Below are 25,925 nucleotides of genomic sequence, written 5' to 3'. Positions count from 1 at the left end.
AGCGCAGCGGTTGGCGCGCAAGCCGTATTGTTGCTGTCGAGTCGGCGTCTTTCGTCTAAGGTATGTTATCTAAGCACGCGCCGCGGTTATGGAAAAGCCTGCTGGAACAGGAGAGTGTGGGCGAATGGCGACAATGGCCATCGAGCCTTGGCTGGCCGTATCATCAGTTGCAGGGGGGATGGGAGTCGCTTAGCTTTAGTCCCACGACCCGACAACACCCGAGTGGAGTCCGGCAATGAGCCTCAAAGTGGACAGGGCAGACATGGCATTCACCTTCAAGGGGGGCATGCTGCCCATGACCGTGATGGAATTGGCGAGTGCGGATCCGGAGCAGATCCGCGAGCAGCTTTCGGGCAAGCTTAGCCAATCTCCTGCCTTCTTTCAGCATACCCCTGTGGTCCTCAGCGTCGAGAAGCTTGACGAGCCCCACCTGGCTCTGGAGCGGATCTGTGCCGTATGCCGAACTCACAAGCTGTTGCCGGTGGCGGTACGTGGCGGTGCCGATCCCGTGAAGCAGTCCGCTTGGGCGCTGGGTCTGGGCTGGTTTCCGCCCACCGACGGGTCGCGTGCACGCTCGCTCGAGGAGGTACCGCCTCTCGAAGAGGCGGTACCAGGCGCTGGCGAGCCCGAGTCGGGAGCCTCCTCGGTGGCCAGCGGTGGACGTATCTATCGCGGCACGGTGCGTTCGGGACAGCAGGTGAGTGCGCCCGATGGTGATCTGGTGGTCATCGGCGCCGTCAATGCCGGGGCGGAAGTGCTGGCCGCCGGCAGCATTCACGTCTATGGCGCCCTGCGTGGCCGTGCGCTGGCCGGTATCCATGGCGATACCGCCGCCGGTATCTTCTGCCGTGAGCTGCGTGCCGAGCTGCTCTCGGTGGCGGGAAATTACAAGCGTCTCGAGGACATCGACCCGCACTTGCTGGGTTCCTCGGTTCAGGTCACCCTGCGCGATGCCCAGTTGGGAATTACCTCGCTGGCCTAGGCAGCTTACGCTCTATTCGTCTTTCTTCGTCTATCCAAAGGAACGTGTAACTTGGCCAAGATCATCGTAGTGACCTCAGGCAAGGGTGGGGTCGGCAAGACTACCAGTGCAGCGGCCATCGCCACCGGGCTGGCGCTGCGAGGCAACAAGACCGTGGTCATCGATTTCGACGTGGGGCTGCGCAACCTGGACCTGATCATGGGTTGCGAGCGCCGCGTGGTATACGACCTGGTCAACGTGATCCAGGGAGAGGCCGGGCTCAACCAGGCCTTGATTCGCGACAAACGGGTCGACAACCTGCACATCCTGCCGGCCTCCCAGACCCGAGACAAGGACGCACTGACGTCCGAAGGCGTCGAGAAGGTGCTCGATACCCTGGGCAAGGACTTCGACTACATCCTGTGCGATTCCCCCGCCGGCATCGAGCGCGGCGCCCAATTGGCCATGTACTACGCCGACGAGGCGATCGTGGTCACCAACCCCGAAGTGTCATCGGTGCGAGATTCCGATCGCATCCTCGGGCTGCTCGCCTCCAAGACGCGGCGTGCCGAGCGCGGCGAGGATCCGGTCAAGGAGCACCTGCTGATCACTCGCTACAATGCGACCCGGGTCGATCATGGCGACATGCTCAACCTCGAGGATATTCGCGAGATACTGGCCATTGATCTGATTGGCCTCATTCCCGAGTCCGAAGCGGTACTGCGTGCCTCCAACCAGGGGGTGCCCGTGACCCATGATGACAACAGCGATGCGGGTCAGGCGTACATGGATACCGTCTCGCGCCTGCTCGGAGAAGAAATCCCGCTGCGTTTCCATGAGCTCCAGAAGAAGAGCCTGCTGAGTCGCATGTTCGGAGGAGGTCGCCGGTGAAGTTACTGGAATTTCTGAAGCGCGAACGCAAGAAAACCGCCTCGGTGGCCAAGGAGCGGCTGCAGATCATCGTAGCGCATCAGCGCAGCCAGCGTGGCCAACCCGACTACATGCCGATGCTGGAGAAGGAGTTGCTGGAGGTGATTCGGCGCTACGTGCAGGTCGATGACGACGCCATCAACATCAGTTTGGACAGCGAGGACAACTGTTCGGTACTGGAGCTCAACGTCACCCTGCCGCGCAGCTGAGTCGTTCGCGGGGCTATGATAGGCTGTGCCACTCAGGACGCAGTCAGGAGACACCGCGCCCATGGCGAAGCCCAATGCCGCCCCGATGACCTTCCTGTGGCACGACTACGAGACCTTCGGCGCCGACCCTCGTCGCGACCGGCCCTCGCAGTTCGCCGCGATACGTACTGATGCCGACTTCAATGAGATCGACGAGCCGATCGAACTCTTCTGCAAGCCGGCCGATGATTACCTGCCGCACCCGCAAGCGTGCCTGATCACCGGCATCACGCCGCAGCAGGCGCGCCGCCGCGGGGTGCCCGAGGCCGAGTTCGCAGGACGTATCCATGCGCTGATGAGCGAGCCCGGTACCTGTGCGCTGGGCTACAACAGCCTGCGCTTCGACGATGAAGTGAGCCGCTGTCTGTTCTACCGCAATCTGCTCGATCCCTACTCCCGCGAGTGGCAGAACGGCAATTCGCGCTGGGACCTGATCGATGCGGTGAGGGCGTTTCACGCTCTGCGCCCGGCGGGCATCGAGTGGCCGCGCCGCGAGGATGGCTCGCCCAGCTTCCGGCTCGAGCACCTGACCGCGGCCAACGGCATCGCCCACGAAGGCGCCCATGATGCCGTGGCCGACGTGCGTGCTACCATCGCCTTGGCGCGGCTGCTGCGGCAGCGCAATCCCCGTCTGTTCGACCATCTGCTGGCGCTGCGCAACAAGCGTGAGGTGGCCAAGCGCCTCGACATCACCGGTCGCAAGCCAGTGCTGCACGTGTCGCGTCGCTACCCGGCCAGTCGCGGCTGCAGTGCGCTGGTGATGCCCCTGGCCGAGCACCCCACCAACTCCAACGGCGTGATCGTCTACGATCTATCGGTGGATCCTCAGGCGCTGCTCGAATTGAGCGCCGAGGAGATACGCCAGCGTGTCTTCGTCAGCAGCGACGACCTGGCGGAAGGCGAGGAGCGGATTCCACTCAAGGTCATCCACATCAATCGCAGCCCGGTGATCCTGCCCGCCGCGGCGCTCAAGGATGTGGAGGGGCCACGCCAGGGCGAGTACGGTGAGATCGTCGAGCGCCTGGGGCTCGACCTGGTCGCGTGTCGTGCCAATTGGAAGCGACTCGCGGCGAGCCCCGAGGTGGCGCACAAAGTCGCGGAGGTCTTCGCCCAGCCGCCCCCCGAGGGCCCACACGACCCCGACCTGATGCTCTACAGCGGCGGTTTCTTCTCGCCTACCGATCGCCAACAGATGGAACGGGTGCGCGCAACGGCGCCCTGGGACCTGGTGGATGCCAGATTCGCCTTTCAGGACCCCCGCCTGGAGGAGATGCTGTTCCGTTATCGCGCCCGCAACTACCCCGATACCCTCAGCGGTGAAGAGCAGGCGCGCTGGGAGACTTACCGTTGGGAGCGCATGAACGACGGCGCCGTGGCCGGGTTCACGCTGAAGGACTTCGCCCGCGAGATCGAGCGCCTCAACCAGGTTGCCCTGAGCGACCGTGACCGCCTGATTCTCGAGGAGCTCGTCATGCATGTGGAGGCAATGATGCCGGCACAGGCCTTCGGCTGACGGCAGAACGTAACACGACCGCGCCCGGCCATTGGCCGGGCGCTTTGGTATGGGGCATTCAGTCGTCGGCTTCGGGCAGCGGCTGCAGGTGCCGGCTCAGGGCCGCCACATCGCTGGGTTCGTCACCGGGGTCATAGGCAACGATGGCACTGGGCGACTCGATCAGCTCAGGCCAGACATCGTGCAGGTCGTCGGCAGTAACGGCAAGCACGCGCTGCGCCAGGCGCTCGCGACGGTCGAATTCGGTATCGCCGAATGAGAGCGCACGCCACAGGCGGTTGGTCTGCCCCGACAGGCTGGTGTCGCGTTGCAGCAGGCTGTCGTGCACGGCCTGGCGGTAGGGGGCCAGGTCGGCATCGTCCATCTCCGCTAGGCGCTGGCCGAACGCCTCGAGAAAGGCGTCGATATGGGTCTGGATCTCGTCACTCCGGGCATCGGGTGATTGAACCAGCAGGCTCAGCCCTGGCGCGTCGAGCAGCGGCGAATAGCCGGCGCTGACCACATAGCCGAGCTGCTCCTCGGTGCGCAGACGCTGATAGAAGGGCGTGTCGATCACCTGTCCCAGCACCGAAAGGCGCGCCTGGGCGTCGAGTGAGCGGTCGCTGCCCTGCAGATAACGCAGTACCAGCGACTCCTCGCGGGTGGTCAGCGGATGCAGGGTAGGCAGTGCATCGTCGATGCGCAGCGGTGTCAGGTCGGGGATCGCCTCCTTAGGCAGTGTGGGCGCAAGCATCTCGGCCACGAGCTGTCCTTCGCGCCGGGCCAGTTCGGCATCGAGATTGCCGATGGCGAGTGCCTGCAGGCGAAGCTCGCCGAGGAACTCCTGACGGAAATCGCGCAGGTCGTCCACCGTCAGTTCGCGACTGGCCTCCAATAGGCTCTGAGTCGGCCAGTGGGGGCGCATCAGGGCCTCGGCCAGAGTGCGGTGTCCTTGGCGGAACAGGGCTGCCTGGGGGGCATTGCGCCATTCGCGCTGCAGGCGGTAGCGCACGCGCTCGAAGCTCGCCTCATCGATGTCACCCTCGAGCAACTGCTCGAGGGTGCGGCGCATGACCCGGTCCTGGCGGTCGCGCCAACCCGAGAAGGCCAGAGTGATGCCTCGTGCATGGGCATACGCCTCGGCATCGTGCCCGGCCAGACGCGCAGCATAGAACTCCTCGTTGAGGCTGTCGTCCAGCCAGCCGGCCAGCAAGTCGGCCAGTACGGCATGGTGCGGGTCGCTGCTGGCGGCGGGATTCTGCAGGCTGAAGCGCCACTCCACCTTGGGTGTGTTGAAACTGGCTTCCGCCATGTGCCACAGCTCGAAGCCGGGTGCTTCCAGCAACTGCTCGGGGCGTTCGTCCTGCTCTTCGAGAAGGGCCAGGTCCTCGGCGATGAAGGGGTTGGGGCCGGGTAGGGCAAGGCCCGTTAGCGGTTGGGCAGAGGCGTCTGAGGGTTCGATCTCACGCCAAGGGGTGTCGAACCAGGGTGAGGTGCGCTCGCCCTCCACATCAGGGCCGCTGTAGACACGCAGCAGCGACTCGGGGCGCAGGGCGTCGAGATATTCCGCGACCAGTTCGGGCTCGAAGCCGTCCATGCGGTAGGCGGCGTACTGTACGTCTTCCATCGGGAAGCGGGCCAGATTCATGGCCAGGCGCATGGCGCTCTGCAACGTCGAGCCATGCTGCTGGAAGCGGAACTGCTGTTCGGCAAGCTGGGCCTGCTCGGCGTAGCGCCACTCCTCCAAGCCCTGCTCGCGGATCTGCTCGATGGCGGCGAACAGTGTGGCTTCGATCTCGTCGATGCGCTCGGCACCGGCGGGCGTCAGGCTGATGCTGACGGTGAACAGCGCGTGGCGTTCGTCACCGCGCCCCACGCCGGCGGACAATCCGTCGGCCAGCCCCGCTTCGCGCAGAACGGCGAACAGACTGCCCTCGCCCTCATGGCCCAGCAGGTGCGCAAGAAGGTCGGCAGGCTTGTGCCGATAGTGCTGGATGGGGTCGGGCACCGGGAACATGAAGCTCACCTGGCGGCTGTCGCGTACCGATTGCAATTCCACCTTGCGCGGCAGGCTTCCCTCCCGTACCAGCGGTTCCTCGATGACCGGGCGTTCCAGGCCACGGTCGGCAATGGCGGCGAAGCGCTCGGTCACCATCGCCTCCAGTTCGTCCAGTGGCTGTGGTGCCACCAGCGCCAGGTGCATCACATTGGCATCGTAGTGGCGTTCGTAGAAATCGATCACCCGTTCACGCAGGCTGGGTTCGCCTTCGGAGCGGTCCGCCAACGTCTCGCGGCTGCCCACGGAGAAGCCGGTGGTGGGGTTGTCGGCATTGAGCACCTGGTTGAGTACGTCGTTCTCGCGCCGACCGTCGTCTCGGATGCGCGACATGTACTCGGAGTGCACGATATTTCGCTCACTTTCGAGCTTCTCGGCGTTGAACAGAGGAGAGAGAAAGAACTCGCTGAAGCGATCCAGCGCGCCGGGCAGCGCTTCGGGCTCGATGTCGAAGAAGTAGTTGGTGTCCTGCGGAGCGGTGAAGGCGTTATGACTACCGCCGTGACGTTGCAGGTAGTCCTGATAGGCATCGGCCTCGGGAAACGGCTCAGTGCCGAGGAACAGCATGTGCTCGAGGAAATGCGCAAGCCCCGCCAGGTCATCGGGATCCTGGGCGCTGCCCACGCCGACGTTCATCGAGGCCGCCGCTCGGTCGGCTTCGGGGTCGCTGACGAGCAGGGCGGTGAGGCCGTTGTCGAGCCGCAACACGCGATAGTCACGGTTGTCATGGGGGCTGACGTGGGGAAGCACGACCTCATCGACCGCCTCTTCGGCGGCGGTATCGTCAGGCGGCTGGGCCTGTGCGAGGCTGGTCACCAGGAAGCCGGCCAGCAGCAGGCGTGCAAGCCCAGGCCGCGAGTCTCGACGGCCTGGGCAGTGCAGGGGCGGGCGGGGCTTGAGCATCATCTCTCCTATTCGTTCCAGCGCAGCATGGGGCCCGTCGGATGGGCGCAGGCGGGGTCCTGGTTGGCAGGGTCATTCACCCTTCTTGATACCGGAAAGGCGCCCAACAGTTCCCGAGGGGCGTGACGCAACAACGAACGAGCGGTTTCCGGTGGGGTGTTCGGATCGAGCCAGCGCATGGCATCGGCGGCATCGATCAGCGCCGGCAGTCGGTCGCTGAGCGGCGCCATGAAATCGCTGGTCGGCACCGTCACCAGCGCCATCGAATCGGCATATTCGGTCGGGGTCGTGTGGTAGCGACACCAGATGGCGGCCAGCAGCATCGGGCTCCGATCGATGTGGGTCACCAGGAAAGGCTGCTTGAAGCGCGGCTGCGTTTTCCATACATAGACGCCCCCCGCCGGTACCAGGCTACGGCGGGCGACAAAGGCGTCGCGGAACATGGGGCGGGCCTCGAGCGACTCGGCCCGAGCACAGTGGGGCGCGTGATCGAACACGGCCAGCCAGGAGGGCGTCAGCCCCCAGAAGACCTGGGTCAGGCTGGCGCGGCCCGCTTCCAGCCGAATGTGTGAAACCTGATGCCTTGGCGCCAGGTTGACGGCGGTCAGCAGAGGGGTCTCCTGGCGAAGTTCGGGCAGCAGTCGAGCCATGTCGAATGGCGGAATGTAGAGGCGGCCGGCCATGGAGTCTCCGGGTGACGGAATGGCGTCAGGTTAGCCAAGCCGAAGAAAACAGAAAAGGGTTGGTCTGCAATGGTCGAAAACAGTGTTCGATGTGCGCTATCCTAAGCTACCGAGCGAAGCCCTGTCGCCCGTGATGTGAAACCTCCTGCGAGGAACTCGATGGCTCGTCCCCGACAGCATGCGCCCGAAGCGCTCCATGCCCAGGTCATGGCTGCATGCGATGACTGGCTGCAGGATAACCCTGTGCATGCACTCTCGCTGCGCGCCCTGGCGCGCGAGGTAGGCTGTGCGCCGAGTACGCTGCTCAAGCTCTACGGCAGTTTCGGCAACCTGCTTCAGCATGTGAACATCGAGACCCTGGCAAGGTTGCGCATGGTCATCGAACCGTTGACCCAGGGGGCGGAGCCCGAAAGGCAGATGCGTGCCCTGGCCTTGGCCTACTGGCAGTTCGCGCAGCGCGAGCCGTTTCGCTGGCAGCTGTTGTTCGACTATCCGCTGGCCCAGGAGGGGGAACTCGACCAGCGCCAGTCCGATATGATCGAGGCGCTGTTCCTGCGCGTCGAGAAGAGCCTCAAGGAGTACCAGCCGGCGCTCGGCGATCTGGAGGCCAGGCGCCTCGGGCGCACCCTGTGGGGCAGCGTGCATGGCCTGGTGCAGTTGGGTCTCAATGAGCGCCTGGGCTACTGGCAGGGGCAGCAGCTCGAAGTGCCGGAGCTGCTCGACCAACTGCTCTACACCATCCTCGCCGGCCTGAAGCACAGGTCCGATATCGCGTGACGCTCGTGCTGTACGGGGTGTTCGGCTCCCTGTTGCTGCTCGGGAGCTGGCGTGTGGCTCGTGCGCCGCGGCCGTTCATTCGCTTTCTCATCTTCCTGTTGGTCCACTGCTGTTATCGGCTGCGCCTGCGTGGGCGTGATTTCATCCCGGCCAGTGGGGCCGCAGTGGTGGTATGCAACCATGTCAGCTTCATGGATGCGCTGGTCATGGGAGGGGCCAGCCCGCGCCCGTTGCGCTTCCTGATGGACCGGCCGATCTACGAGTCGCCCTGGCTCAACTGGCTGTTTCGTCTGGTGGGGGCGATCCCGGTGGAGTCCGACCGGCGCGATCCCGGCAGCGTGCGACGCGCCCTGGAGGAAGTCAGTCGGGCGCTACGCAGTGGTGAAGTGGTCATGCTTTTTCCCGAGGGGCGACTGACGCCAGATGGCGAGGTGCAGGCCTTTCGCCGTGGACTCGAGACGATTCTGGCGCGCGATCCGGTGCCGGTGATCCCCGCCGGGCTGTCCGGCCTGTGGGGCTCGTGGACCTCTCATCGCGATGGGCCGGCGCTATCCAGGGGGCCGCGCCGTTTTCGTGCCAGGGTGGCGCTCTATTTCGGCAAGCCGATTCCGCCCAGGCTGGCGCGTCGTGACCTGCTGGAGGCGCGCGTGCGGGCGCTCAAGGCCGAGGCCGATGGCTGGGCCTGCCCGCTCGAGATGCCCTCCCCGCCACGGCGACGCTGATCACGGCTGACGCTGGCGACCGCTGCGCACCACCTGCCAGCAGCGCGCCGAGGTGATCAGGTTGTCGCGAACCTCGAGAATCTCCATGCGGACATTGCCAATCTGCAGGCAGGCGGGTCCGTCGGGGAAGGCCTCGAGATGCTCCAGTATCAGGCCGTTCAGCGTCTTGGGGCCGTCGGTGGTCAGCTTCCAGCCCAGGGCGCGGTTGATGTCGCGAATGTTGGCGGTGCCGTCGATCACGTGGCTGCCGTCTTCCTGGCGATGGATCTCCTGGTCCTGGCCGGCCACGTCGGTAGTGAACTCGCCGACGATCTCCTCGAGAATGTCTTCCAGCGTGACCAGCCCCTCCACGTCGCCATATTCATCCACCACGATGCCGATGCGACGCTTCTGCTTCTGGAAGTTGAGCAGTTGGGTGTGCAGCGGGGTCGATTCGGGAATGAAGTAGGGCTCGCGCGCCTCCTGCACGATCGAAGCCTTGGTTACCTCGTCGCGCGACAGGAAGCGTGCCGCATTGCGCAGATGCAGCATGCCGATGATGTTGTTGATGTCGCCCTTGAATACCGGCAGGCGGGTATGTTGGCTGGTGCGGATCTGAGCCAGGATGGCCTCAAGTTCGTCGTCGAGGTCGATACCCACCACCTCGTGGCGCGGCACCATGATGTCGTTGACCGTGACGTTTTCCAGGTCGAGGATCGACAGCAGCATCGCCTGGTGGCGGTGGGGGATCAGCGTGCCCGCTTCGTGCACCACGGTGCGCAGTTCGTCGCGGGTCAGGCTGTCCGCGCCGCCTTCGAGGCTCCTGATGCCGACCAGCCTGAGCAGGCCGTTGGAGATGGCGTTGACCAGCCACACCAGCGGATAAAGCACCTTCAGCAGCGGTTCGAGAATCAGCGAGGAGGGATAGGCAACGCGTTCGGGCTTGATCGCCGCGTAGGTCTTGGGGCTGACCTCGGCGAAGATGAGGATCACGATGGTCAGAATCAGCGGGGCGATTGCCGGACCGGTGACCTCGCCGAAGAAATGAATGGCGAGCACGGTGGCGATGGCAGCCGCCAGATTGTTGACCAGGTTGTTGCCGATCAGGATTACGCCGATGAGCCGGTCCGGGCGTGCCAGCAGCCTCAGGACCCGACGAGCCCGACTGTCTCCGCTATTGGCCTCGTGATTCAGCCGATAGCGGTTGATCGACATCATGCCGGTCTCGGAGCTCGAAAAAAAAGCGGAAAGACAGACGAGCAGGAAAAGCAGGCCGAACAGCAATCCCAGAGGGAAGTCGTCGCTCAAGGTCGTAGGATCCTCACTAGCGTGTCAGCCCCGTTTGTAGGGATTCGGTTCGGCAGTGTCAAGGCGACTTCCGATTCAGGTGCGATTGAGGATGATCTCCAGCACGAACTTGCTGCCGAAATAAGCCAGCAGCAGTACGGCGCAGCCGCCCAGCGTCCAGCGTACGGCACGCATGCCACGCCAGCCAAGTACATGATGGCTGATCAGCAGGATGGCGAATATCACCCAGGCGGCAAGCGACAGGATAGTCTTGTGGGCCAGGTGTTGGGCGAACATGCTTTCAACGAACAGGAAGCCGCTGAAAATCGACAGGGTGAGCAGCGCCATGCCGGCCCAGATCAATTCGAACAGCACCCGCTCCATGGTGGTCAGCGGCGGCAGCACCTGCACCATGCCGCGGGTGTGATGATGGCGCAAAGCCTGATTCTGAAGCCCCAGCAGTATGGCCTGGCAGGCGGCGATGAAGAGTATGCCGAAAGCCAGCGCTGAACTCATGGCATGCAAGGCGATACCCGGTGTCATGCCACCGGTGCGTTCCGGACTCGGCAGGCCGACTGCCAGCAGCAGCGCCAGGCCAGATACCGGGAACAGGGCCACGGCCACGCTCAGTACCGGCTTGGCCAGGCTCACGCTGAGCAGCAGGATGACCATGATGGCGGTCAACACCACCGCGCTGGTCGAAAGGCCGGGCATCAGGCCGGGGCTCTGGTCGATCAATTGGAAGGCCACGGGCAGGTGGAACAGCAGGCCCAGCAGGCCCAGGACGCGAACCAGGGCGGGACGCTGCGGCACGCGCCGAAGCAGCGTGAGGCCTTGCCAGGAAGCTGCGCCCAGGTAAAGGATGAGGGCCATGATGGCCAGAGGAAGCGCCTGCATCAGTCGTCGTCCGTGCGCCGTCGCCGGCGTCTGTGGATCCCAGGGTGGATGGAGTCTGCCGAGGGCCACTATACCCAATCCTCGCTGCGGCGCACAGCCGTGGCGCGCGGCCTATGCATGGAGACTGGCCGCCGCAGGGCGTATACTGGCGCGCAGATTCTTCAACCGCTTTATCAGGGCTGTTGCGTCGCCGGATGGACCATCATCTTTGCGGAGAGCGCGTCGCTTCGCCGCAGGTCCCCTTCGCCAAGCGGCGAGACATCGTGCCGAGCCGACAGCCTGACAGCCGGAGTGGCTTATGTTCCAGAACCTCAGTGAGCGGCTTTCCCAGACGCTCAAGTCCATCAAGGGTCAGGCGCGCCTGACCGAGGACAACATCAAGGATACGCTGCGCGAGGTACGTCGTGCGCTGCTCGAGGCCGATGTCGCCCTGCCGGTGGTCAAGGCTTTCGTCGAGCGGGTGCGCGAACGCGCCGTGGGCCAGGAGGTATCGAAGAGCCTCTCGCCGGGCCAGCAGTTCGTCAAGATCGTCCAGCAGGAACTCGAGGCGATCATGGGCGAGGCCAACGAGGGTCTCTCGCTCAAGGGGTCGCCCGCGGTGGTGCTGATGGCCGGCCTGCAGGGGGCGGGCAAGACCACCTCGGTGGCCAAACTGGCGCGCTACCTCAGGGAGCGTGAAAAGAAGAAGGTGCTGGTGGTTTCCGCCGACGTCTATCGTCCGGCGGCCATCGACCAGCTTGAGACCCTGGCCGGCGAAGTCGGCGTCGACTTCTTCCCTTCGCAATCCGACCAGAAGCCGGTGGCCATTGCTGAGGCAGCGATCAAGCACGCCAGGATCCAGTTCCACGACGTGGTGATCGTCGACACTGCCGGCCGCCTGGCGGTCGACGAGGCCATGATGGCCGAGATCGCCGAGCTGCACCGTGCCTGTCAGCCGCAGGAAACCCTGTTCGTGGTCGACGCCATGACCGGCCAGGACGCCGCCAACACAGCCAAGGCATTCAACGAGGCGTTGCCGCTGACCGGCGTCATCCTGACCAAGGCCGATGGTGATGCACGCGGCGGTGCGGCGCTTTCGGTACGTCACATCACCGGCAAGCCGATCAAGTTCATGGGCGTGGGCGAGAAGGTCGATGCGCTCGAGCCCTTCCACCCGGATCGGGTGGCCTCGCGCATCCTCGGCATGGGCGACGTGCTGTCGCTGATCGAGGAGGCCGAGCGTACGGTCGACAAGAAAAAAGCCGAGCAGCTGGCCAAGAAGGTCAAGAAGGGCGAAGGCTTCGACCTCGAGGACTTCCGCGACCAGCTCCAGCAACTCAAGAAGATGGGTGGCATGGGCGGCCTGCTCGGCAAGTTGCCGGGCATGGGGCAGATGGCCGAGTTGGCCCAGGGGCCAGGGCCCGAGAAGGAGTTGGGCAAGCTCGAGGCGCTGATCAACTCGATGACGCCCCAGGAGCGGCGTAAACCCGAGATCATCAACGGCTCGCGCAAGCGTCGCATCGCCGCCGGTGCCGGACTGCAGGTGCCCGATCTCAACCGCCTGCTCAAGCAGCACAAGCAGATGCAGAAGATGATGAAGAAGGCGGGCAAGAAGGGCGGCATGCAGAAGATGATGCGCGGTATGTCCGGCATGATGGGCGGCGGGGGCCCCGGTGGCCCTGGAGGAATGGGTGGCATGGGCGGCCCTGGTGGCTTCCCGTGGCGCTGAGGGTGGAACTCGATAAAAGGGTTTCAAAGTGGGGCTGATTTCCGTAGAATGCTGCGTCTTCATGGCAGGACCGTGGCTCTGCCCGCCTGCACGCTTGTAAAGAAGCGCTTGTTAAGAAAGTGACCGAATGACGCGAAAGCGGGTCCAAGGACCCGCTTTCCTGGCAGTTGCCGAGAATCCCGGTCGTGAGCCGGGTCCGGCGCATCGGTATAAAATGTAACCTCAACCGAAGGACAGTTAACGCCATGGTTACCATTCGTCTGGCACGTGGTGGCGCCAAGAAGCGTCCCTTCTACCACCTGACCGTGACCGATTCACGCAACTCCCGCGACGGTCGTTTCATCGAGCGTCTGGGCTTCTTCAACCCGATCGCCCGCGGTCAGGAAGAGCGCCTGCGCGTCGACCTGGACCGCATCGCCCACTGGCAAGACCAGGGCGCGCAGATGTCTGACCGCGTGGCCGAGCTGGTCAAGGAAGCTCGCAAGCAGGCCTGAGCCTGTCGTGCCCGGGTGATCTCATGAGCGAGCAGGCCTCAAGCAACGAGCGCGACGAGCATGTGGTGCTGGGCAAGTTGACCAGCCCCTATGGCGTCAAGGGATGGCTCAAGGTCTACTCCCATACCAGCCCGATGGACGGCATCCTCGAGTACCCGGCGTGGGTGCTGAGGCAGGGTGATGCCCTGACGCGACATCGGTTGCTGCAGGGGCGGCGACAAGGCAAGGGGCTGGTGGTCCTGCTGGAAGGCATCGACTCGCGCGAAGCCGCCGAGCGTGCGGCCGGCGCCGAGATCCTGTTGCCCAAGGCGGAGCTGCCTGCGCTCGCCGGTGACGAGTATTACTGGCACCAGTTGGAAGGTCTCGAGGTCGTGACCCGTGAGGGCCTCGTCCTGGGTCGCGTCAAATACCTGTTCGAGACCGGCGCCAACGACGTGCTGGTGGTCCAGGGCGACCCGCAAGGGGAGCCGCCGGCCATCGACGACCGCGAGCGCCTGCTGCCCTTCCTGCCCGAAGAGGTGATCGTCGCGGTGGATCTGCCGGGAGGCAGCATGACCGTCGACTGGGATCCGACGTTTTGACCATCGAAACGGATGAGTCGCCGGGCATGTGGGTTGGCGTCGTATCGCTGTTTCCCGAGATGTTCGAGGCCATTGCCCGGCACGGCGTCACGGGGCGGGCGGTCAGTCAGGGGCGGGTAGCGCTGGAGTTCTGGAATCCGCGTGACTACGCCAGCGACCGGCATCGCACCGTGGACGATCGTCCCTACGGCGGTGGCCCCGGGATGCTGATGAAGGTCGACACCCTGCGCGCGGCCATCCACGCCGCCCGCAAGCGGGCGAGCGAGGCCACGGGGCAGCGGCCCAAGGTCATCTACCTGTCTCCCCAGGGGCGCAGGCTCGACCAGCAGGGCGTACGCGAACTGGCTTCCGGTCCCCCGCTGGTGGTGGTGGCCGGACGCTATGAAGGCATCGATGAGCGTATCGTGGAGAGCGACATCGATGAAGAGTGGTCGATCGGCGACTATGTGCTCAGCGGCGGCGAGCTGCCGGCCATGGTGCTGATCGACGCCGCGGCAAGACTGGTTCCCGGTGTGCTGGGGCACCACGATTCCGCGGTCGAGGACTCCTTCAACGAAGGGCTGCTGGATTGCCCGCACTATACGCGCCCCGAGGAGATCGACGGGCGGCGGGTGCCGGATGTGCTGCTAAGCGGCCATCATGGCGAGATCCGGCGCTGGCGGCTCAAGCAGTCGCTGGGGCGAACCTGGCTGAGGCGCCCCGACCTGCTGGAAGGCAGGGCGCTGGATGCCGAGCAGCAGGCGCTGCTCGAGGAGTTCATCGAAGAATACGCCTCGCCTACCAGGTAGATCGGGGCGGAGGTGCAGGACGCCGGCTCACGCTGAGCTCGCGGACTTGCGTCACCCATCATCTCCCGCGCTCTCGAGCCAGGCTCGAGCGCCGGGATCACGCACCGCTCTGCTTGTAATGAGCGGCGGTGCCGAACATTGAGGAGTTTACGTCATGAGCAGCAAGAACAAGGTGATCCAGGCGCTCGAAACCGAGCAGATGAGCAAGCAGGTGCCGGATTTCGCTCCGGGCGACACCATCGTTGTCCAGGTCAAGGTCAAGGAAGGCAACCGTGAGCGTCTGCAGGCCTTCGAAGGCGTGGTGATCGGCAAGCGCAACCGCGGCCTGAACTCCGCCTTCACCGTGCGCAAGATCTCCCACGGTGTCGGCGTCGAGCGCACCTTCCAGACCTACAGCCCGCTGGTCGACTCCATCGAAGTCAAGCGTCGTGGTGACGTGCGCCAGGCCAAGCTGTACTACCTGCGTGAGCGCAGCGGCAAGTCTGCCCGTATCAAGGAAAAGCTCTCCTGATCCGGGTTGGCTGACGGCGCTTGCGCGCCATCGCGAAGCCCCGCCACCGCTCACGCGGGGCGGGGCTTCGCCGTATTGGGCGATGACATGACACACGACCCTCAGTCCCTTGCCCTTGTCGAGACGTTCCTGGACGCCCTATGGCTCGAGCGCGGGGCGAGCGAGCATACCCTGGCGGCCTATCGCCGGGACCTGGAGGCCTGGTGCGCTCGCTTGGCGGAGGCGGGCGATACGCTGCTTGCGCCGGGCGCGGGCCTGCTGCCGACCTGGCTCGACGAGCGTCGTGCCGCCGGCTACCAGTTGCGCAGCAATGCCCGGTTGCTCTCCAGCCTGCGTGGCTTCTACCGCTGGGCGCTGGCCGAGGAGCGTATCGAGCGCGATCCGCTGGCCGAGGTGCGCCTGCCACGGGTGAGGCCCAACCTGCCCGATACTCTCGAGGAGGACGAGGTGGAGCGCCTGCTCGCCGCGCCTGACCTTGCCACCGATATCGGCCTGCGTGACCGCGCCATGCTCGAGATTCTCTACGGCTGCGGCCTGCGGGTGTCGGAACTGGTGGGCCTCAGCGTGGATGCCGTCAACCTGCGCCAAGGCGTGGTGCGGGTGCGGGGCAAGGGCGACAAGGATCGACTGGTCCCGCTGGGGGAAGAGGCCGTACACTGGCTGACGCGCTATCTGCGCAGCGCCCGTGGTGCGCTGATGAGCGACGTGACGCGGCCGGCGCTGTTTCCCGGGCGCGGCGACAACTGCATGACACGTCAGACCTTCTGGCATCGGATCAAGATCCACGCGCGCGCGGCCGGTATCGCGCGACCGCTGTCGCCGCATACGCTGCGGCATGCATTCGCCACGCATCTGTTGAATCATGGGGCCAACTTGCGTGTCGTACAGCTGCTGCTCGGTCACAGCGACCTGTCGACCACGCAGATCTATACCCACGTTGCGCAGGCACGACTCGAAGCCCTGCATGCCGACCATCATCCTCGAGGCTGAATCATGATCGCGTTATCCCATCGTCTTGCCGGTTCCCTGTTTGCCCTGGCCGTTCCCCTTGCAGCGTTCCTGTTACCCGCCGCCGCCCTGGCCGATGGTGCCGAACGCCTGGCCGAGCGTCTGCAGGTCAGCGGCCAGTCGATGCCCGTTGCCAGTGTGCACGAGACGCCACTGGAGGGCTTCTATCAGGTGCGCCTGGAAACCGGCGAGGCGTTCTACAGCGATGCCGAGGGCAAGTTTTTTCTGGTCGGTGACCTCTACGAGAATGGCGAGGGTGGGCTGACCAACCTGACCGAGCAGTCGCGCAACGTGGAGCGCGCCGAGCAGCTCGCCCAGGTACCCGAGAGCGAGCGGGTCGTGTTTCGCGGCACCGGCGAGGGCCGTGCCACGCTCGTCGTGTTCACCGATACCACCTGCCCCTATTGCCGGCAGTTCCACGAGGAGGTGCCGGCACTCAACGAGATGGGCATCGAGGTGCACTACCTGGCATTTCCGCGTGCCGGTATGAATTCCCAGGGGGCCAGGATACTCGAGCAGGTCTGGTGTGCCGACAATCGCAGCGAGGCAATGAACGCGGGCAAGCGGCAGGAAGCGATTTCAGGTAGCGCCGACTGCGACAATCCGGTCGAGGATCAGTATCATCTGGGCATGGCCATGGGCGTGCAGGGTACGCCGGCCATCGTGTTGCCAGATGGGCGGCTGGTGCCGGGCTACGTGCCAGCCGAACGCCTCGCCGACATGCTCGGCCTGGCAGAGTGATATAAGCGACGGCAGACCATGAGCTGCCGAATGCAACCGAATGCTGGACATTGACACCATCAGGGGAGCAGGACATTGAAACCGGTGAGAGTGGGAATCTGTGGTCTGGGTACCGTCGGCGGCGGCACCTTCAACGTGCTGACGCGCAACGCCGACGAGATTGCGCGGCGTGCCGGCCGCCCGATCGTCATCGAGCAGGTAGCGTTGCGCAGCACCAACCCGGAGTGCGACCTCACCGGTATCAAGACCACCAACGACATCTTCGAGGTGGCCCGCAACCCGGATGTCGATGTGCTCGTCGAACTGGTCGGCGGCTATGACGTGGCCCGCGAGCTGGTGCTTACCGCCATCGCCAATGGCAAGCACGTGGTTACCGCCAACAAGGCGCTGATCGCAGTGCACGGCAACGAGATCTTCAAGGCGGCCCACGAGCAGGGCGTGATCGTCGCCTTCGAAGCTGCCGTGGCAGGCGGCATCCCGGTGATCAAGTCGCTGCGCGAAGGGCTCGGCGCCAATCGTATCGAGTGGCTGGCCGGCATCATCAATGGCACCGGCAACTATATCCTCACCCACATGCGCAGCGAGGGGCGTGCCTTCGAGGACGTGCTCGCCGAAGCCCAGGCGCTGGGCTACGCCGAGGCCGACCCCACCTTCGATGTCGAGGGTATCGACGCCGCTCACAAGCTCACCATCCTGGCCTCGATTGCCTATGGCGTGCCGCTGCAGTTCGATAAGGCCTACACCGAGGGCATTTCCCGGGTGACGGCCGAGGACGTCGAGCAGGCCGACAACCTGGGCTATACCATCAAGCACCTGGGCATCTCCAAGCGCACCGAGCATGGGCTGGAGCTGCGCGTGCACCCGACGCTGATTCCCAAGGAGCGCCTGCTGGCCAATGTGCACGGCGTCAAGAACGCCATTGCCATCATGGGCGATGCCGTGGGCCCGACGCTCTACTACGGCGCCGGTGCCGGCTCCGAGCCGACCGCCTCGGCGGTGGTCGCCGATCTGCTCGACGTGGCCCGCGACATCACCACCGATCACCATTACCGCGTGCCCTACCTGGCCTTCAGCGGCATCGGCGAGGGAGACGGCGGCATGCCGATCCTGCCCATGGAGGACATCGTCACCGCCTACTACCTGCGACTGTTGGCAGTGGACCGCCCCGGGGTGCTGGCACGAGTGGCGACCATCCTCTCCGAGCAGGGCATCTCCATCGAGGCGCTGGTGCAGAAGGAGGCCACCGAGGGCGAGCTGGTGCCGATCATCCTGCTGACCCATAGCTGTCGCGAAAAGCAGATGAACGAGGCGATCCGCCATATCGAGTCGATGGCCGACATCGCCGGACCGGTCACACGGATTCGCGTCGAGTCGCTGGACGAGCAGGAGTAAAGGCATGCGCTACATCAGTACTCGCGGGCAGGCGCCTGCGCTCTCCTTCGAAGAGGTCGTGCTGACCGGCATGGCCAGTGACGGCGGGCTCTACGTGCCGGAGCAGATTCCCCAGCTCACGAATGAAGATCTCACGGCAATGGCCGGGCTCTCCTACGCCGAGATCGCCTTCCGCGTGATGAAGCCGTTCGTCAACGGCGAGATCGACGACGAGACGTTCCGCGGCATCGTGCGCGACGCCTACGCCACTTTCAGCCACGATGCCGTGGTGCCGCTCAACCAGCTCGACGCCAACCATTTCCTGCTCGAGCTGTTCCACGGCCCGACGCTGGCGTTCAAGGACGTCGCCCTGCAGCTGCTCGGCCGCATCCTCGACCACTTCCTGGCCAAGCGCGGTGAGCGCGCAGTGATCATGGGTGCCACCTCGGGCGATACCGGCTCGGCGGCGATCGAGGGCTGCCGCCACTGCGACAATCTCGACATCTTCATCCTGCATCCGCACAACCGCGTCTCCGAGGTACAGCGCCGCCAGATGACCTCGGTGCTGGCCGACAACGTGTTCAACATCGCCATCGAGGGCAACTTCGACGACGCCCAGGCCATGGTCAAGGCGAGCTTCGCCGACCAGGGCTTCCTGAATGGCACCCGCCTGGTGGCCGTGAACTCGATCAACTGGGCGCGCATCATGGCCCAGATCGTCTACTACGTGGCCGCCGGCGTGGCGCTGGGTGCGCCCCATCGCCAAGTCAGCTTCTGCGTGCCTTCGGCCAACTTCGGCAACGTCTTCGCCGGCTACATGGCCTACCGCATGGGCCTGCCGGTCAAGCAGTTCATCATTGCCACCAACGCCAACGACATCCTGCATCGCACGATTTCCGAAAACGATTTCTCCAAGCAGGAACTCAAGGCGACCCTGGCGCCCTCGATGGATATCGTGGTGTCGTCCAACTTCGAGCGCCTGCTGTTCGAGGCCTACGAGCGCGACGGCCACGCCGTGGCGGCGCTGCTCGAGCGCTTCCAGTCCGAGCCAACGGCGCTGGCCGAGGCGCCGCTGGCCAGGCTGCGCAAGCTGTTCGCCAGCTACAGCGTCGATGACACCACCATCCTCGAGGTGATCCGAGAGGCGCACCATCGCACCAAGGAACTGCTCGATCCGCACACCGCCACCGGCTACCGTGCCGCCGAGCGTGCCCGGATCGATGCCGAAACGCCGATGATCACGTTGGCCACGGCCCACCCGGCCAAGTTTGCCGAGGCGGTGGTCAAGGCGGGCTTCCCTGGCGTGCCGCTGCCGCCGCACATGGACGACCTGCTGGAGCGGGAGGAGCGCTACACCGTGCTGCCGGCGGAGCTGGCGAAGGTACAGGCGTTCGTTGCCGAGAACCGGCGGTAGGCATACGCTAACCGTCGCCGGTCGGCTCGGGGCTGATCCGGCGACAGGTCTATGCGGGGGCGCTGTGAACCCATCCCTGGGCGCTACCGATTCCATCCCTGGAATCGGACCCCCGCTACGACCTGTCCCCGGCGCCCCTCGCATCGAGACCAGTCCGAGCGAGTGTCAGCGACGACAGTATCGTGCGAAGGTAGGTTCGGCGCCCTTGTGTAAGGCTATCCCGAGAAGCCGCACCGCGATTTCCATAAGTCGGCCGCAAAATCCGTCATGTAAAAGGAGCCACGCTTGGACGCGACCGCGCCGCCCGACCTGCACGCCCGGCTCAAGCCTCGACTGCTGCTGCGACCACGCAATGACGCGCTCTATACCCGCGCTCGCGCGGAAGGGCTGAGCGAACTTCAGGCTCGCGTGCTTGCCGGCCGCCTGCCCGATTACGACGGGGAGCTTGCGCCGCTCACCCAGCCCAGCCTGCGTTACCTCGAACATCCGGAGCGCCTGGCCGACGGCCGTCGCGCCGCAGAGCGTATCGCCCAGGCCGTAGTGGATGGCGAGCATATCGGCATCCTCACCGACTACGATGTCGACGGCATTACTTCCCACGTGGTGATCCGGCGCACCCTGGTGGAGCTTTTTGGCGTGCCGGAGTCGCGGCTGCACAGCCTGATCGGTCATCGCATCCACGACGGCTACGGCATCAGCCTGCCGCTGGTGGAGCGGACATTGGGGCTCAAACCGCGGCCGAGCCTGGTGATCACTGCCGACTGCGGCAGCTCCGATGAGCCGCGCATTGCCCGGCTCAAGGCGGCGGGCATCGACGTGGTGGTGAGCGATCACCACGCCCTGCCGGTGGAAGGGCCACCACCCTCGGCGCATGCCGTGGTGAATCCCACGCGCAATGACTGCCAATACCCGGATCGCACCATTGCCGGCTGCATGGTGGCGTGGCTTACGATGTCGCTCACGCGTAGCGTACTGATTGAATGGGGGGCGATTCCCGTGGCCACGCCCAAGCTCTCCGCCTGGCTCTCCTACGTGGCGCTGGGTACCGTGGCCGACTGCGTGTCGCTGGGGGCTAGCCCGGCCAACCGCGCGGTGGTCAGCCACGGCCTGGCGCTGATCAATCGCATGGAGGCTGCCTGCTGGCGTGCCATGGCGACACGCCTGGGCGAGGATAGCGTGCCTTTTTCCGCCGAGACTCTGGCCTTCCAGATGGGGCCGCGGATCAATGCCCGCTCGCGCCTCGACGATCCCTACGCTGCGCTTCACTTCATGCTGGCCGAGGACGATGCCACCGCGATACGTCACCTGCAGACACTGGATGACGACAACCAGTCGCGCAAGGCGATCGAGGCGGAAATGGTGGAGGAAGCCCGGGCCCTGGCCATGCCGCAGCTCGAGGCCGACCAGCCGGCGCTGGTAGTGTTTCTCGACAGTGGCCATCCGGGCGTGCAGGGCATCGTCGCCTCGCGACTGGTGCAGTCCTATGGCCGCCCAGCTCTGGTGCTGACACCAGCGGCAGCGCCGGACATGCTCACCGGCTCGGGGCGTTCCATCGAGGCGCTGCACCTGCGCGATGCCCTGCAGCGCACCTTCGAACTCGCCCCCGAGGCGCTGCCACGCTTCGGCGGTCACCGTGGCGCGGCCGGGGTCGGCGTACCGGTCGACCAGTTGGAAATCTTCCGGACGGCCTTCCTTCAGGCGGTGGGCGAACAGTTGGGTGGTGCCGAGCTGTACCCCCACGTGTTGACCGATGGGACTCTCATGCCTGAGCAGTTCCACCTGGCCACGCTGCTCGAGCTGGAGGCGCTGGGCCCTTATGGGCGCGAATTCGATGCGCCGCTGTTCGACGGGGAGTTCCTGATCGAATCGATGCGTTCCGTGGGCGCCGACGGTACCCACCTTTCGATGCACCTTTCCACCGGGGCGACGAGCCTCAAGGCGATCTGGTTTCGCGCCCTCACGCCCGGCGAACTGCCGGCCTTCGCCCTGGGCGATCGGCTGCGCTGCGCCTACCGGCTCAACCGCAACCGCTGGCGCGGCCAGGAGTCGCTGCAGCTGATGGTGGAATACGCCGAGCCGATTGGCCGCTGACCGCCGGGGCGGCCGCGACACCGGCGACTGAGCTGAGTCAAGGAGGCAGGCCCCCGGGCTCGGTAGAATCCGGCTTCCTGCCCAGCGGTCGGCATACAAGCCGACCAATGCGGCTAATCGAGCATCGCCTTCCTGTTGCAAGGTATTACGCATGGATCCACAAGATCTCCCCACCGATCCCCATCGCCCCTACGAGGATGTGATGGCCATGCTGGTGGGCACGCTGTTCGTCGCGCTCGGGGTGAGCTTCTATACCCAGGCGCTGCTGCTTACCGGCAGTACCGCCGGCATGGCCTTCCTGCTGCAGTACGCCACCGGCTGGCGCTTCGGCGTGTGGTTCTTCCTGATCAACCTGCCGTTCTACTACCTGGCGGTGAAACGCATGGGCTGGTCGTTCACCCTGCGCACCTTCGCCGCCATCGCCCTGGTGTCGCTGTTCTCCGAGCTGACCGGCGATTGGGTTACCTTCGACAGACTGAATCCGCTCTACGCCTCGCTGATGGGCGGTAGCCTGATCGGTATCGGCATGCTGGTGTTGTTTCGCCATCGCACCAGCCTCGGCGGCATCAACATCCTGGCGCTCTATCTGCAGGGCCGTTACGGCCTGCGCGCCGGCTACGTGCAGCTTGGCGTCGACGGGCTGATCATGTTCGCTGCTCTCCTGGTGCTGCCGCCGGATCGGGTCGGACTCTCGGTGCTGGGCGCCGTGGCGCTCAATTTGATCATTGCCCTTAACCACAAGCCCGGCCGCTACATGGGCGTGAGTTGAAAAGTGGCTGCGCTCGCCGGCTTTTCAGTAGTGCAGGCACGGTTCCTGTCAATAATTGGGCCAGACGCCCGGCGTGGCCAGCTCGATGAGGTGGCCGTCGGGGTCGCGGAAGTAGAGACTCTCGCCGCCGCGGGGCCAATGGGTGCGCCCCTCGATGGCAACGCCATGATCGTCGAGTTGGCGCTCCCACGCGGCCAGCTCGCGCTTGGTGATGGCGAAGGCGAGGTGGACCCGCCCCTTGCCGTCGTGGGGTGGAATGGTGCCCATGTCGTGAGGTAGCACCACGGTCTCCAGCGTCTCGCCTTGCAGGAACAGCAGCAACACCGAGCCGGCACCGGCATCGTAGGCAGTGAAACGATGGTCGGCATTGAAAGGCTCGAGCCCCATCACACCTTCGAAGAAGACCCGCGCCCGATCCATGTCGTCGACGTAGAGCGCGGTCTCCAGTACGCCGTTGAGCTTGGGCATGGCTTTCTCTCCCTCTGCCATATGTCTTTCAGCTTAGCAGGTGCTCCCTGTTTACCTGCCTGACGGGTCAATGCGGCTAGCGCTGTAGATGAGCAGAGATGCTGCGGCGCACAATGGAAAAGTTCAATGACTTAGACAAAATTGAAACTAAAGTATTAGCAAATCTCGCATTAAAACGAACGTTTGGCCTTGAACCAAGCGCATGTTTGGCGAAAACTGACTGGGTAGGGCACCGCTCCGGCTAGGGCGGAACAAACAACCAGCTCCAGCTCGCATCTGGAAGAGGACGTCGAGACATGCAGAACAAGTTCAACAGGATCACTTGGGCCGTGGCCATCGCCGCTGCCGCCTTCGCCAGCCAGGCCAACGCCGGCGGATACCAGATCAACGAGCAGAGCGTCAGCGGCCAGGGCTATGGCCATGCAGGGCGGAGCTCCAACGTCAACGACGCCACCATCGTCTTCGGCAACCCGGCGGGCATGTCCTTCCTCGACCGGGCGCAGCTGACCGCGGGCGGGACCTATCTGAACGTCAATAGCCGGATCCGCAATGCCGAAGCGAGTCGCTCCAACCTCCTTACTGGAGGGTTTGCTCAACCGGTTGACGGTTCCTCTGAAGGCGACATGGTGCCGGGTACGCTGATTCCCTTTGCCTTTTATGCTCATCCGGTGAACGAGCAACTGGCATTTGGTTTCGGTGTTTATGCACCGTTTGGTTCCAAGACCGAGTATGAAGACGGTTTCATTGGCCGCAACCTGGGGAACTATACCGAGCTAAGGGTGATGAGTGCCCAGCCGACGGTTTCGTATCGTTTCAACGACCAGTGGTCGATCGGTGCTGGCATAACTTATAACCGTGTCGATGGCGAGCTCCAACGCCAAGTGCCGCAGCCCGGTTTTGGCATGGCGGATCCTGACCAGGATCTGGACTCACGGGTGGAAGGGGATGACGATGCTTGGGGGTATAACCTGGGCATCATCTTCCAGCCGGCTCCTGAAACGACTCTTGGCCTGACTTACCGCTCGAAGGTCGATTACGACCTTACGGGTACCTATAGAGCAACCAATCCCGATGGCTCTGTCGCTACCAATCCCCTGACAGGCGCAGCGTTGGAGGACAACGCACGCTTGAACCTGGTGACGCCGGAAACCGTCAACTTCTCCGTGACCCAGCAGATGAGCGATCGCTTGAAGCTGATGGCGGGTGTCTCTTGGGCTCGCTGGAGTCGCTTCAATGAAATCCATGTAACGAACGATGCGGGCGACACGATCACCCGGGAGACTCAGAATTATTCGAATGCCTGGGCTTACGGTGTCGGCGGTGAATACCAGCTAAACCCACAGTTGGTCCTGCGTGCCGGTGTCACTCTCGATTCCACGCCCACCAACGACCAGTACCGTAGTGCGCGGATTCCCTCGGACGATCGCCGCATCTTCTCCATCGGCGCCGGCTGGACGCCCATGGAAAACCTGACGCTGGATTTTGCCTACTCTTATCTGACCGAGCGTAGTACACAAGTGGATCAATCGCGTACGGACCATGCTGGAACGATAGCGGAAACGGAGTTGGCCTACTCTGCCGACTATAAGAACGAAGCCCATGGCTTCGGTGCACAGCTGACCTATCGCTTCTGAGCCAGTCGAACGCTTGAACTGAAACAAGCCTGAGTACAAGGCCCGGCAATTGCTGGGCCTTGTGCGTTTTGGCATCGCTAAGCCGCCTGAGCGAGAAAGGCGGCCCACGTGTCGGAGTTTGCCGACGACACGGCTGGCGAGGATGCGCCGTAGCGGCGAGTTCGCTACAATAATCGCCTTTCCGTGCTGCCTGTGCATGGGCCTTGGCCCGTGCCGTGGTGGCCGTTTTCCCAAGCGAATCAGGCGAGCGAGCCCATGCTGGAAACCAACCCCATTCACAACCTCATCAAGGACCTGTCCGAACGGACAGACGTCCTGAGGGGGTATCTTTGACTATGCCGAACGCAAGGATCGGCTAGAGGAAGTCTCCCGCGAGCTGGAGGACCCCAACGTCTGGAACGACCCCGACTACGCCCAGAAGCTCGGCCGCGAGCGTGCGTCGCTGGAGCTGGTGGTCGAGACCATCGACGAGCTCGACCAGGGCCTGGCGGACAGCCGCGACCTGCTCGAGCTGGCCGAGATGGAAGAGGACGAGGACACCGTTGCCGAGGTCCAGAAGGAACTCGACGGGCTTCAGGAGAGCCTGGCCAAGCTCGAATTCCGGCGTATGTTCTCCGGCGAGATGGATGCCAACAACGCCTACCTCGACATCCAAGCCGGCTCCGGCGGCACCGAGGCCCAGGACTGGGCCAATATGCTGCTGCGCATGTACCTGCGCTGGTGCGAGCACCACGGCTTCAAGGCCGAGATCGTCGAGGTGTCTGCGGGTGAAGTGGCGGGCATCAAGTCGGCGACCATTCACGTACAGGGCGATCACGCCTTCGGCTGGCTGCGCACCGAGACCGGCGTGCACCGCCTGGTGCGCAAGAGCCCGTTCGATTCCGGCGGCCGTCGCCATACCTCCTTTGCCTCCGTGTTCCTGTCGCCGGAGGTGGACGACAACTTCGAGGTCGAGATCAACCCGGCGGACCTGCGCACCGACACCTATCGCTCCAGCGGCGCGGGCGGCCAGCACGTCAACACTACCGATTCGGCGGTACGTATCACCCACGAGCCCACCGGCATCGTAGTGGCTTGCCAGAGCCAGCGCAGCCAGCACGCCAACCGCGACTTCGCCATGAAGCAGCTCAAGGCGAAGCTGTGGGAGCACGAGATGCAGAAGCGCAATGCCGCCAAGCAGGAGGCGGAGGATGCCAAGTCCGACATCGGCTGGGGCAGCCAGATCCGCTCCTACGTACTCGATGACCAACGGATCAAGGACCTGCGGACCGGCGTGCAGACCAGCAACTGCGACCGGGTGCTCGACGGCGACCTGGATGCCTTCATCGAAGCCAGCTTGAAACAAGGCTTGTAGCCTCGGGTTTCGAGCCACGGGTCGCGAGCGGTAGCCAGTCCGCTTGCGCCCGTGGCTC

At 64.5% G+C, this 25,925-nt stretch carries 24 protein-coding genes; 19 read left to right on the top strand and 5 right to left on the bottom strand.

Going from position 1 to position 25,925, the window contains the following annotated elements:
• Nucleotides 1-235: 235 nt before the first annotated feature.
• From minC to sbcB, 4 genes are all read left to right on the top strand, one after another.
• Complete coding sequence (gene minC / locus ACRWQA_RS19290) at nt 236-982, top strand: septum site-determining protein MinC (RefSeq protein WP_263582304.1); 747 nt, start codon at nt 236-238, stop codon at nt 980-982.
• 51 nt (nt 983-1,033) lie between these two features.
• On the top strand, nt 1,034-1,852 hold the full coding sequence (gene minD, locus ACRWQA_RS19285) for a septum site-determining protein MinD (protein WP_167120165.1): 819 nt from the start codon (nt 1,034-1,036) through the stop codon (nt 1,850-1,852).
• Complete coding sequence (minE, locus tag ACRWQA_RS19280) at nt 1,849-2,100, top strand: cell division topological specificity factor MinE (protein WP_010630224.1); 252 nt, start codon at nt 1,849-1,851, stop codon at nt 2,098-2,100. The genes minD and minE overlap by 4 nt, the downstream gene beginning before the upstream one ends.
• 61 nt (nt 2,101-2,161) lie before the next feature.
• Nucleotides 2,162-3,652, top strand: a complete 1,491-nt coding sequence (gene sbcB, locus ACRWQA_RS19275) for an exodeoxyribonuclease I (RefSeq protein WP_434230388.1) — start codon at nt 2,162-2,164, stop codon at nt 3,650-3,652.
• Between the two features lie 58 nt (nt 3,653-3,710).
• Here the strand turns inward: sbcB and ACRWQA_RS19270 are convergent, their stop codons facing one another.
• Both ACRWQA_RS19270 and ACRWQA_RS19265 read right to left on the bottom strand, forming a co-directional pair.
• On the bottom strand, nt 3,711-6,593 hold the full coding sequence (locus ACRWQA_RS19270; protein WP_434230387.1) for an insulinase family protein: 2,883 nt from the start codon (nt 6,591-6,593) through the stop codon (nt 3,711-3,713).
• A 5-nt stretch (nt 6,594-6,598) separates the two neighbouring features.
• Entirely contained in the window at nt 6,599-7,273 is a 675-nt protein-coding gene (locus ACRWQA_RS19265; RefSeq protein WP_434230385.1) for an SOS response-associated peptidase, read from the bottom strand.
• Between the two features lie 159 nt (nt 7,274-7,432).
• Here ACRWQA_RS19265 and ACRWQA_RS19260 point away from each other — a divergent pair, with 159 nt between their 5' ends.
• The gene (locus ACRWQA_RS19260; RefSeq protein ID WP_263582308.1) at nt 7,433-8,050 is read left to right on the top strand and encodes a TetR/AcrR family transcriptional regulator; all 618 of its coding nucleotides are present in this window, start codon (nt 7,433-7,435) and stop codon (nt 8,048-8,050) included.
• A 53-nt stretch (nt 8,051-8,103) separates the two neighbouring features.
• On the top strand, nt 8,104-8,772 hold the full coding sequence (locus ACRWQA_RS19255; RefSeq protein WP_412031212.1) for a 1-acyl-sn-glycerol-3-phosphate acyltransferase: 669 nt from the start codon (nt 8,104-8,106) through the stop codon (nt 8,770-8,772).
• On the opposite strand, the gene ACRWQA_RS19250 is transcribed toward ACRWQA_RS19255, so the two are convergent.
• Together ACRWQA_RS19250 and ACRWQA_RS19245 are read right to left on the bottom strand one after the other, a co-directional pair.
• On the bottom strand, nt 8,773-10,059 hold the full coding sequence (locus ACRWQA_RS19250) for an HlyC/CorC family transporter (protein ID WP_263582310.1): 1,287 nt from the start codon (nt 10,057-10,059) through the stop codon (nt 8,773-8,775).
• A gap of 75 nt (nt 10,060-10,134) precedes the next feature.
• A complete protein-coding gene (locus ACRWQA_RS19245; protein WP_263582311.1) occupies nt 10,135-10,935 on the bottom strand; it encodes a cytochrome C assembly family protein in 801 nt (266 codons plus the stop codon).
• Nucleotides 10,936-11,233: 298 nt separating this feature from the next.
• Between ACRWQA_RS19245 and ffh the strand changes: the two genes are divergently transcribed.
• The 11 genes from ffh to ACRWQA_RS19190 all read left to right on the top strand — a co-directional run bounded on the left by ffh (nt 11,234) and on the right by ACRWQA_RS19190 (nt 22,411).
• A complete protein-coding gene (gene ffh, locus ACRWQA_RS19240) occupies nt 11,234-12,643 on the top strand; it encodes a signal recognition particle protein (protein WP_263582312.1) in 1,410 nt (469 codons plus the stop codon).
• 245 nt (nt 12,644-12,888) lie between these two features.
• Nucleotides 12,889-13,137, top strand: coding sequence for a 30S ribosomal protein S16 (gene rpsP, locus ACRWQA_RS19235; RefSeq protein WP_104204845.1), 249 nt, complete (start codon nt 12,889-12,891; stop codon nt 13,135-13,137).
• 23 nt (nt 13,138-13,160) lie between these two features.
• Nucleotides 13,161-13,718, top strand: coding sequence for a ribosome maturation factor RimM (gene rimM, locus ACRWQA_RS19230; protein ID WP_434230381.1), 558 nt, complete (start codon nt 13,161-13,163; stop codon nt 13,716-13,718).
• 26 nt (nt 13,719-13,744) lie between these two features.
• Entirely contained in the window at nt 13,745-14,506 is a 762-nt protein-coding gene (gene trmD / locus ACRWQA_RS19225; protein ID WP_263583904.1) for a tRNA (guanosine(37)-N1)-methyltransferase TrmD, read from the top strand.
• Nucleotides 14,507-14,660: 154 nt separating this feature from the next.
• Complete coding sequence (gene rplS, locus ACRWQA_RS19220) at nt 14,661-15,017, top strand: 50S ribosomal protein L19 (RefSeq protein WP_263582314.1); 357 nt, start codon at nt 14,661-14,663, stop codon at nt 15,015-15,017.
• Between the two features lie 87 nt (nt 15,018-15,104).
• Nucleotides 15,105-16,007, top strand: coding sequence for a site-specific tyrosine recombinase XerD (gene xerD / locus ACRWQA_RS19215; protein WP_434230380.1), 903 nt, complete (start codon nt 15,105-15,107; stop codon nt 16,005-16,007).
• A 3-nt stretch (nt 16,008-16,010) separates the two neighbouring features.
• Nucleotides 16,011-16,766: a DsbC family protein gene (locus ACRWQA_RS19210; protein ID WP_434230378.1), complete on the top strand. Its 756-nt coding sequence runs from the start codon at nt 16,011-16,013 to the stop codon at nt 16,764-16,766.
• Nucleotides 16,767-16,841: 75 nt separating this feature from the next.
• A complete protein-coding gene (locus ACRWQA_RS19205; protein WP_263582317.1) occupies nt 16,842-18,158 on the top strand; it encodes a homoserine dehydrogenase in 1,317 nt (438 codons plus the stop codon).
• A gap of 4 nt (nt 18,159-18,162) precedes the next feature.
• Nucleotides 18,163-19,551, top strand: coding sequence for a threonine synthase (thrC, locus tag ACRWQA_RS19200; protein ID WP_434230375.1), 1,389 nt, complete (start codon nt 18,163-18,165; stop codon nt 19,549-19,551).
• Between the two features lie 285 nt (nt 19,552-19,836).
• On the top strand, nt 19,837-21,642 hold the full coding sequence (locus ACRWQA_RS19195; RefSeq protein ID WP_434230372.1) for a single-stranded-DNA-specific exonuclease RecJ: 1,806 nt from the start codon (nt 19,837-19,839) through the stop codon (nt 21,640-21,642).
• A 151-nt stretch (nt 21,643-21,793) separates the two neighbouring features.
• Entirely contained in the window at nt 21,794-22,411 is a 618-nt protein-coding gene (locus ACRWQA_RS19190; protein WP_434230370.1) for a YitT family protein, read from the top strand.
• A 48-nt stretch (nt 22,412-22,459) separates the two neighbouring features.
• Here the strand turns inward: ACRWQA_RS19190 and ACRWQA_RS19185 are convergent, their stop codons facing one another.
• Nucleotides 22,460-22,879, bottom strand: a complete 420-nt coding sequence (locus ACRWQA_RS19185; protein WP_263582320.1) for a VOC family protein — start codon at nt 22,877-22,879, stop codon at nt 22,460-22,462.
• 296 nt (nt 22,880-23,175) lie between these two features.
• On the opposite strand from ACRWQA_RS19185, the gene ACRWQA_RS19180 reads away from it, so the two are divergent.
• Together ACRWQA_RS19180 and prfB are read left to right on the top strand one after the other, a co-directional pair.
• Nucleotides 23,176-24,513: an OmpP1/FadL family transporter gene (locus tag ACRWQA_RS19180; protein WP_263582321.1), complete on the top strand. Its 1,338-nt coding sequence runs from the start codon at nt 23,176-23,178 to the stop codon at nt 24,511-24,513.
• A 255-nt stretch (nt 24,514-24,768) separates the two neighbouring features.
• A protein-coding gene (prfB, locus tag ACRWQA_RS19175) for a peptide chain release factor 2 (RefSeq protein ID WP_434230366.1) occupies nt 24,769-25,867 on the top strand; the annotation gives its coding sequence in 2 pieces (ribosomal slippage) (nt 24,769-24,843 and nt 24,845-25,867; 1,098 coding nt in all).
• Nucleotides 25,868-25,925: the final 58 nt, after the last annotated feature.

The organism is Billgrantia sp. C5P2 (assembly GCF_051062895.2).
This window is presented reverse-complemented; position numbering and strand designations above follow the sequence as displayed.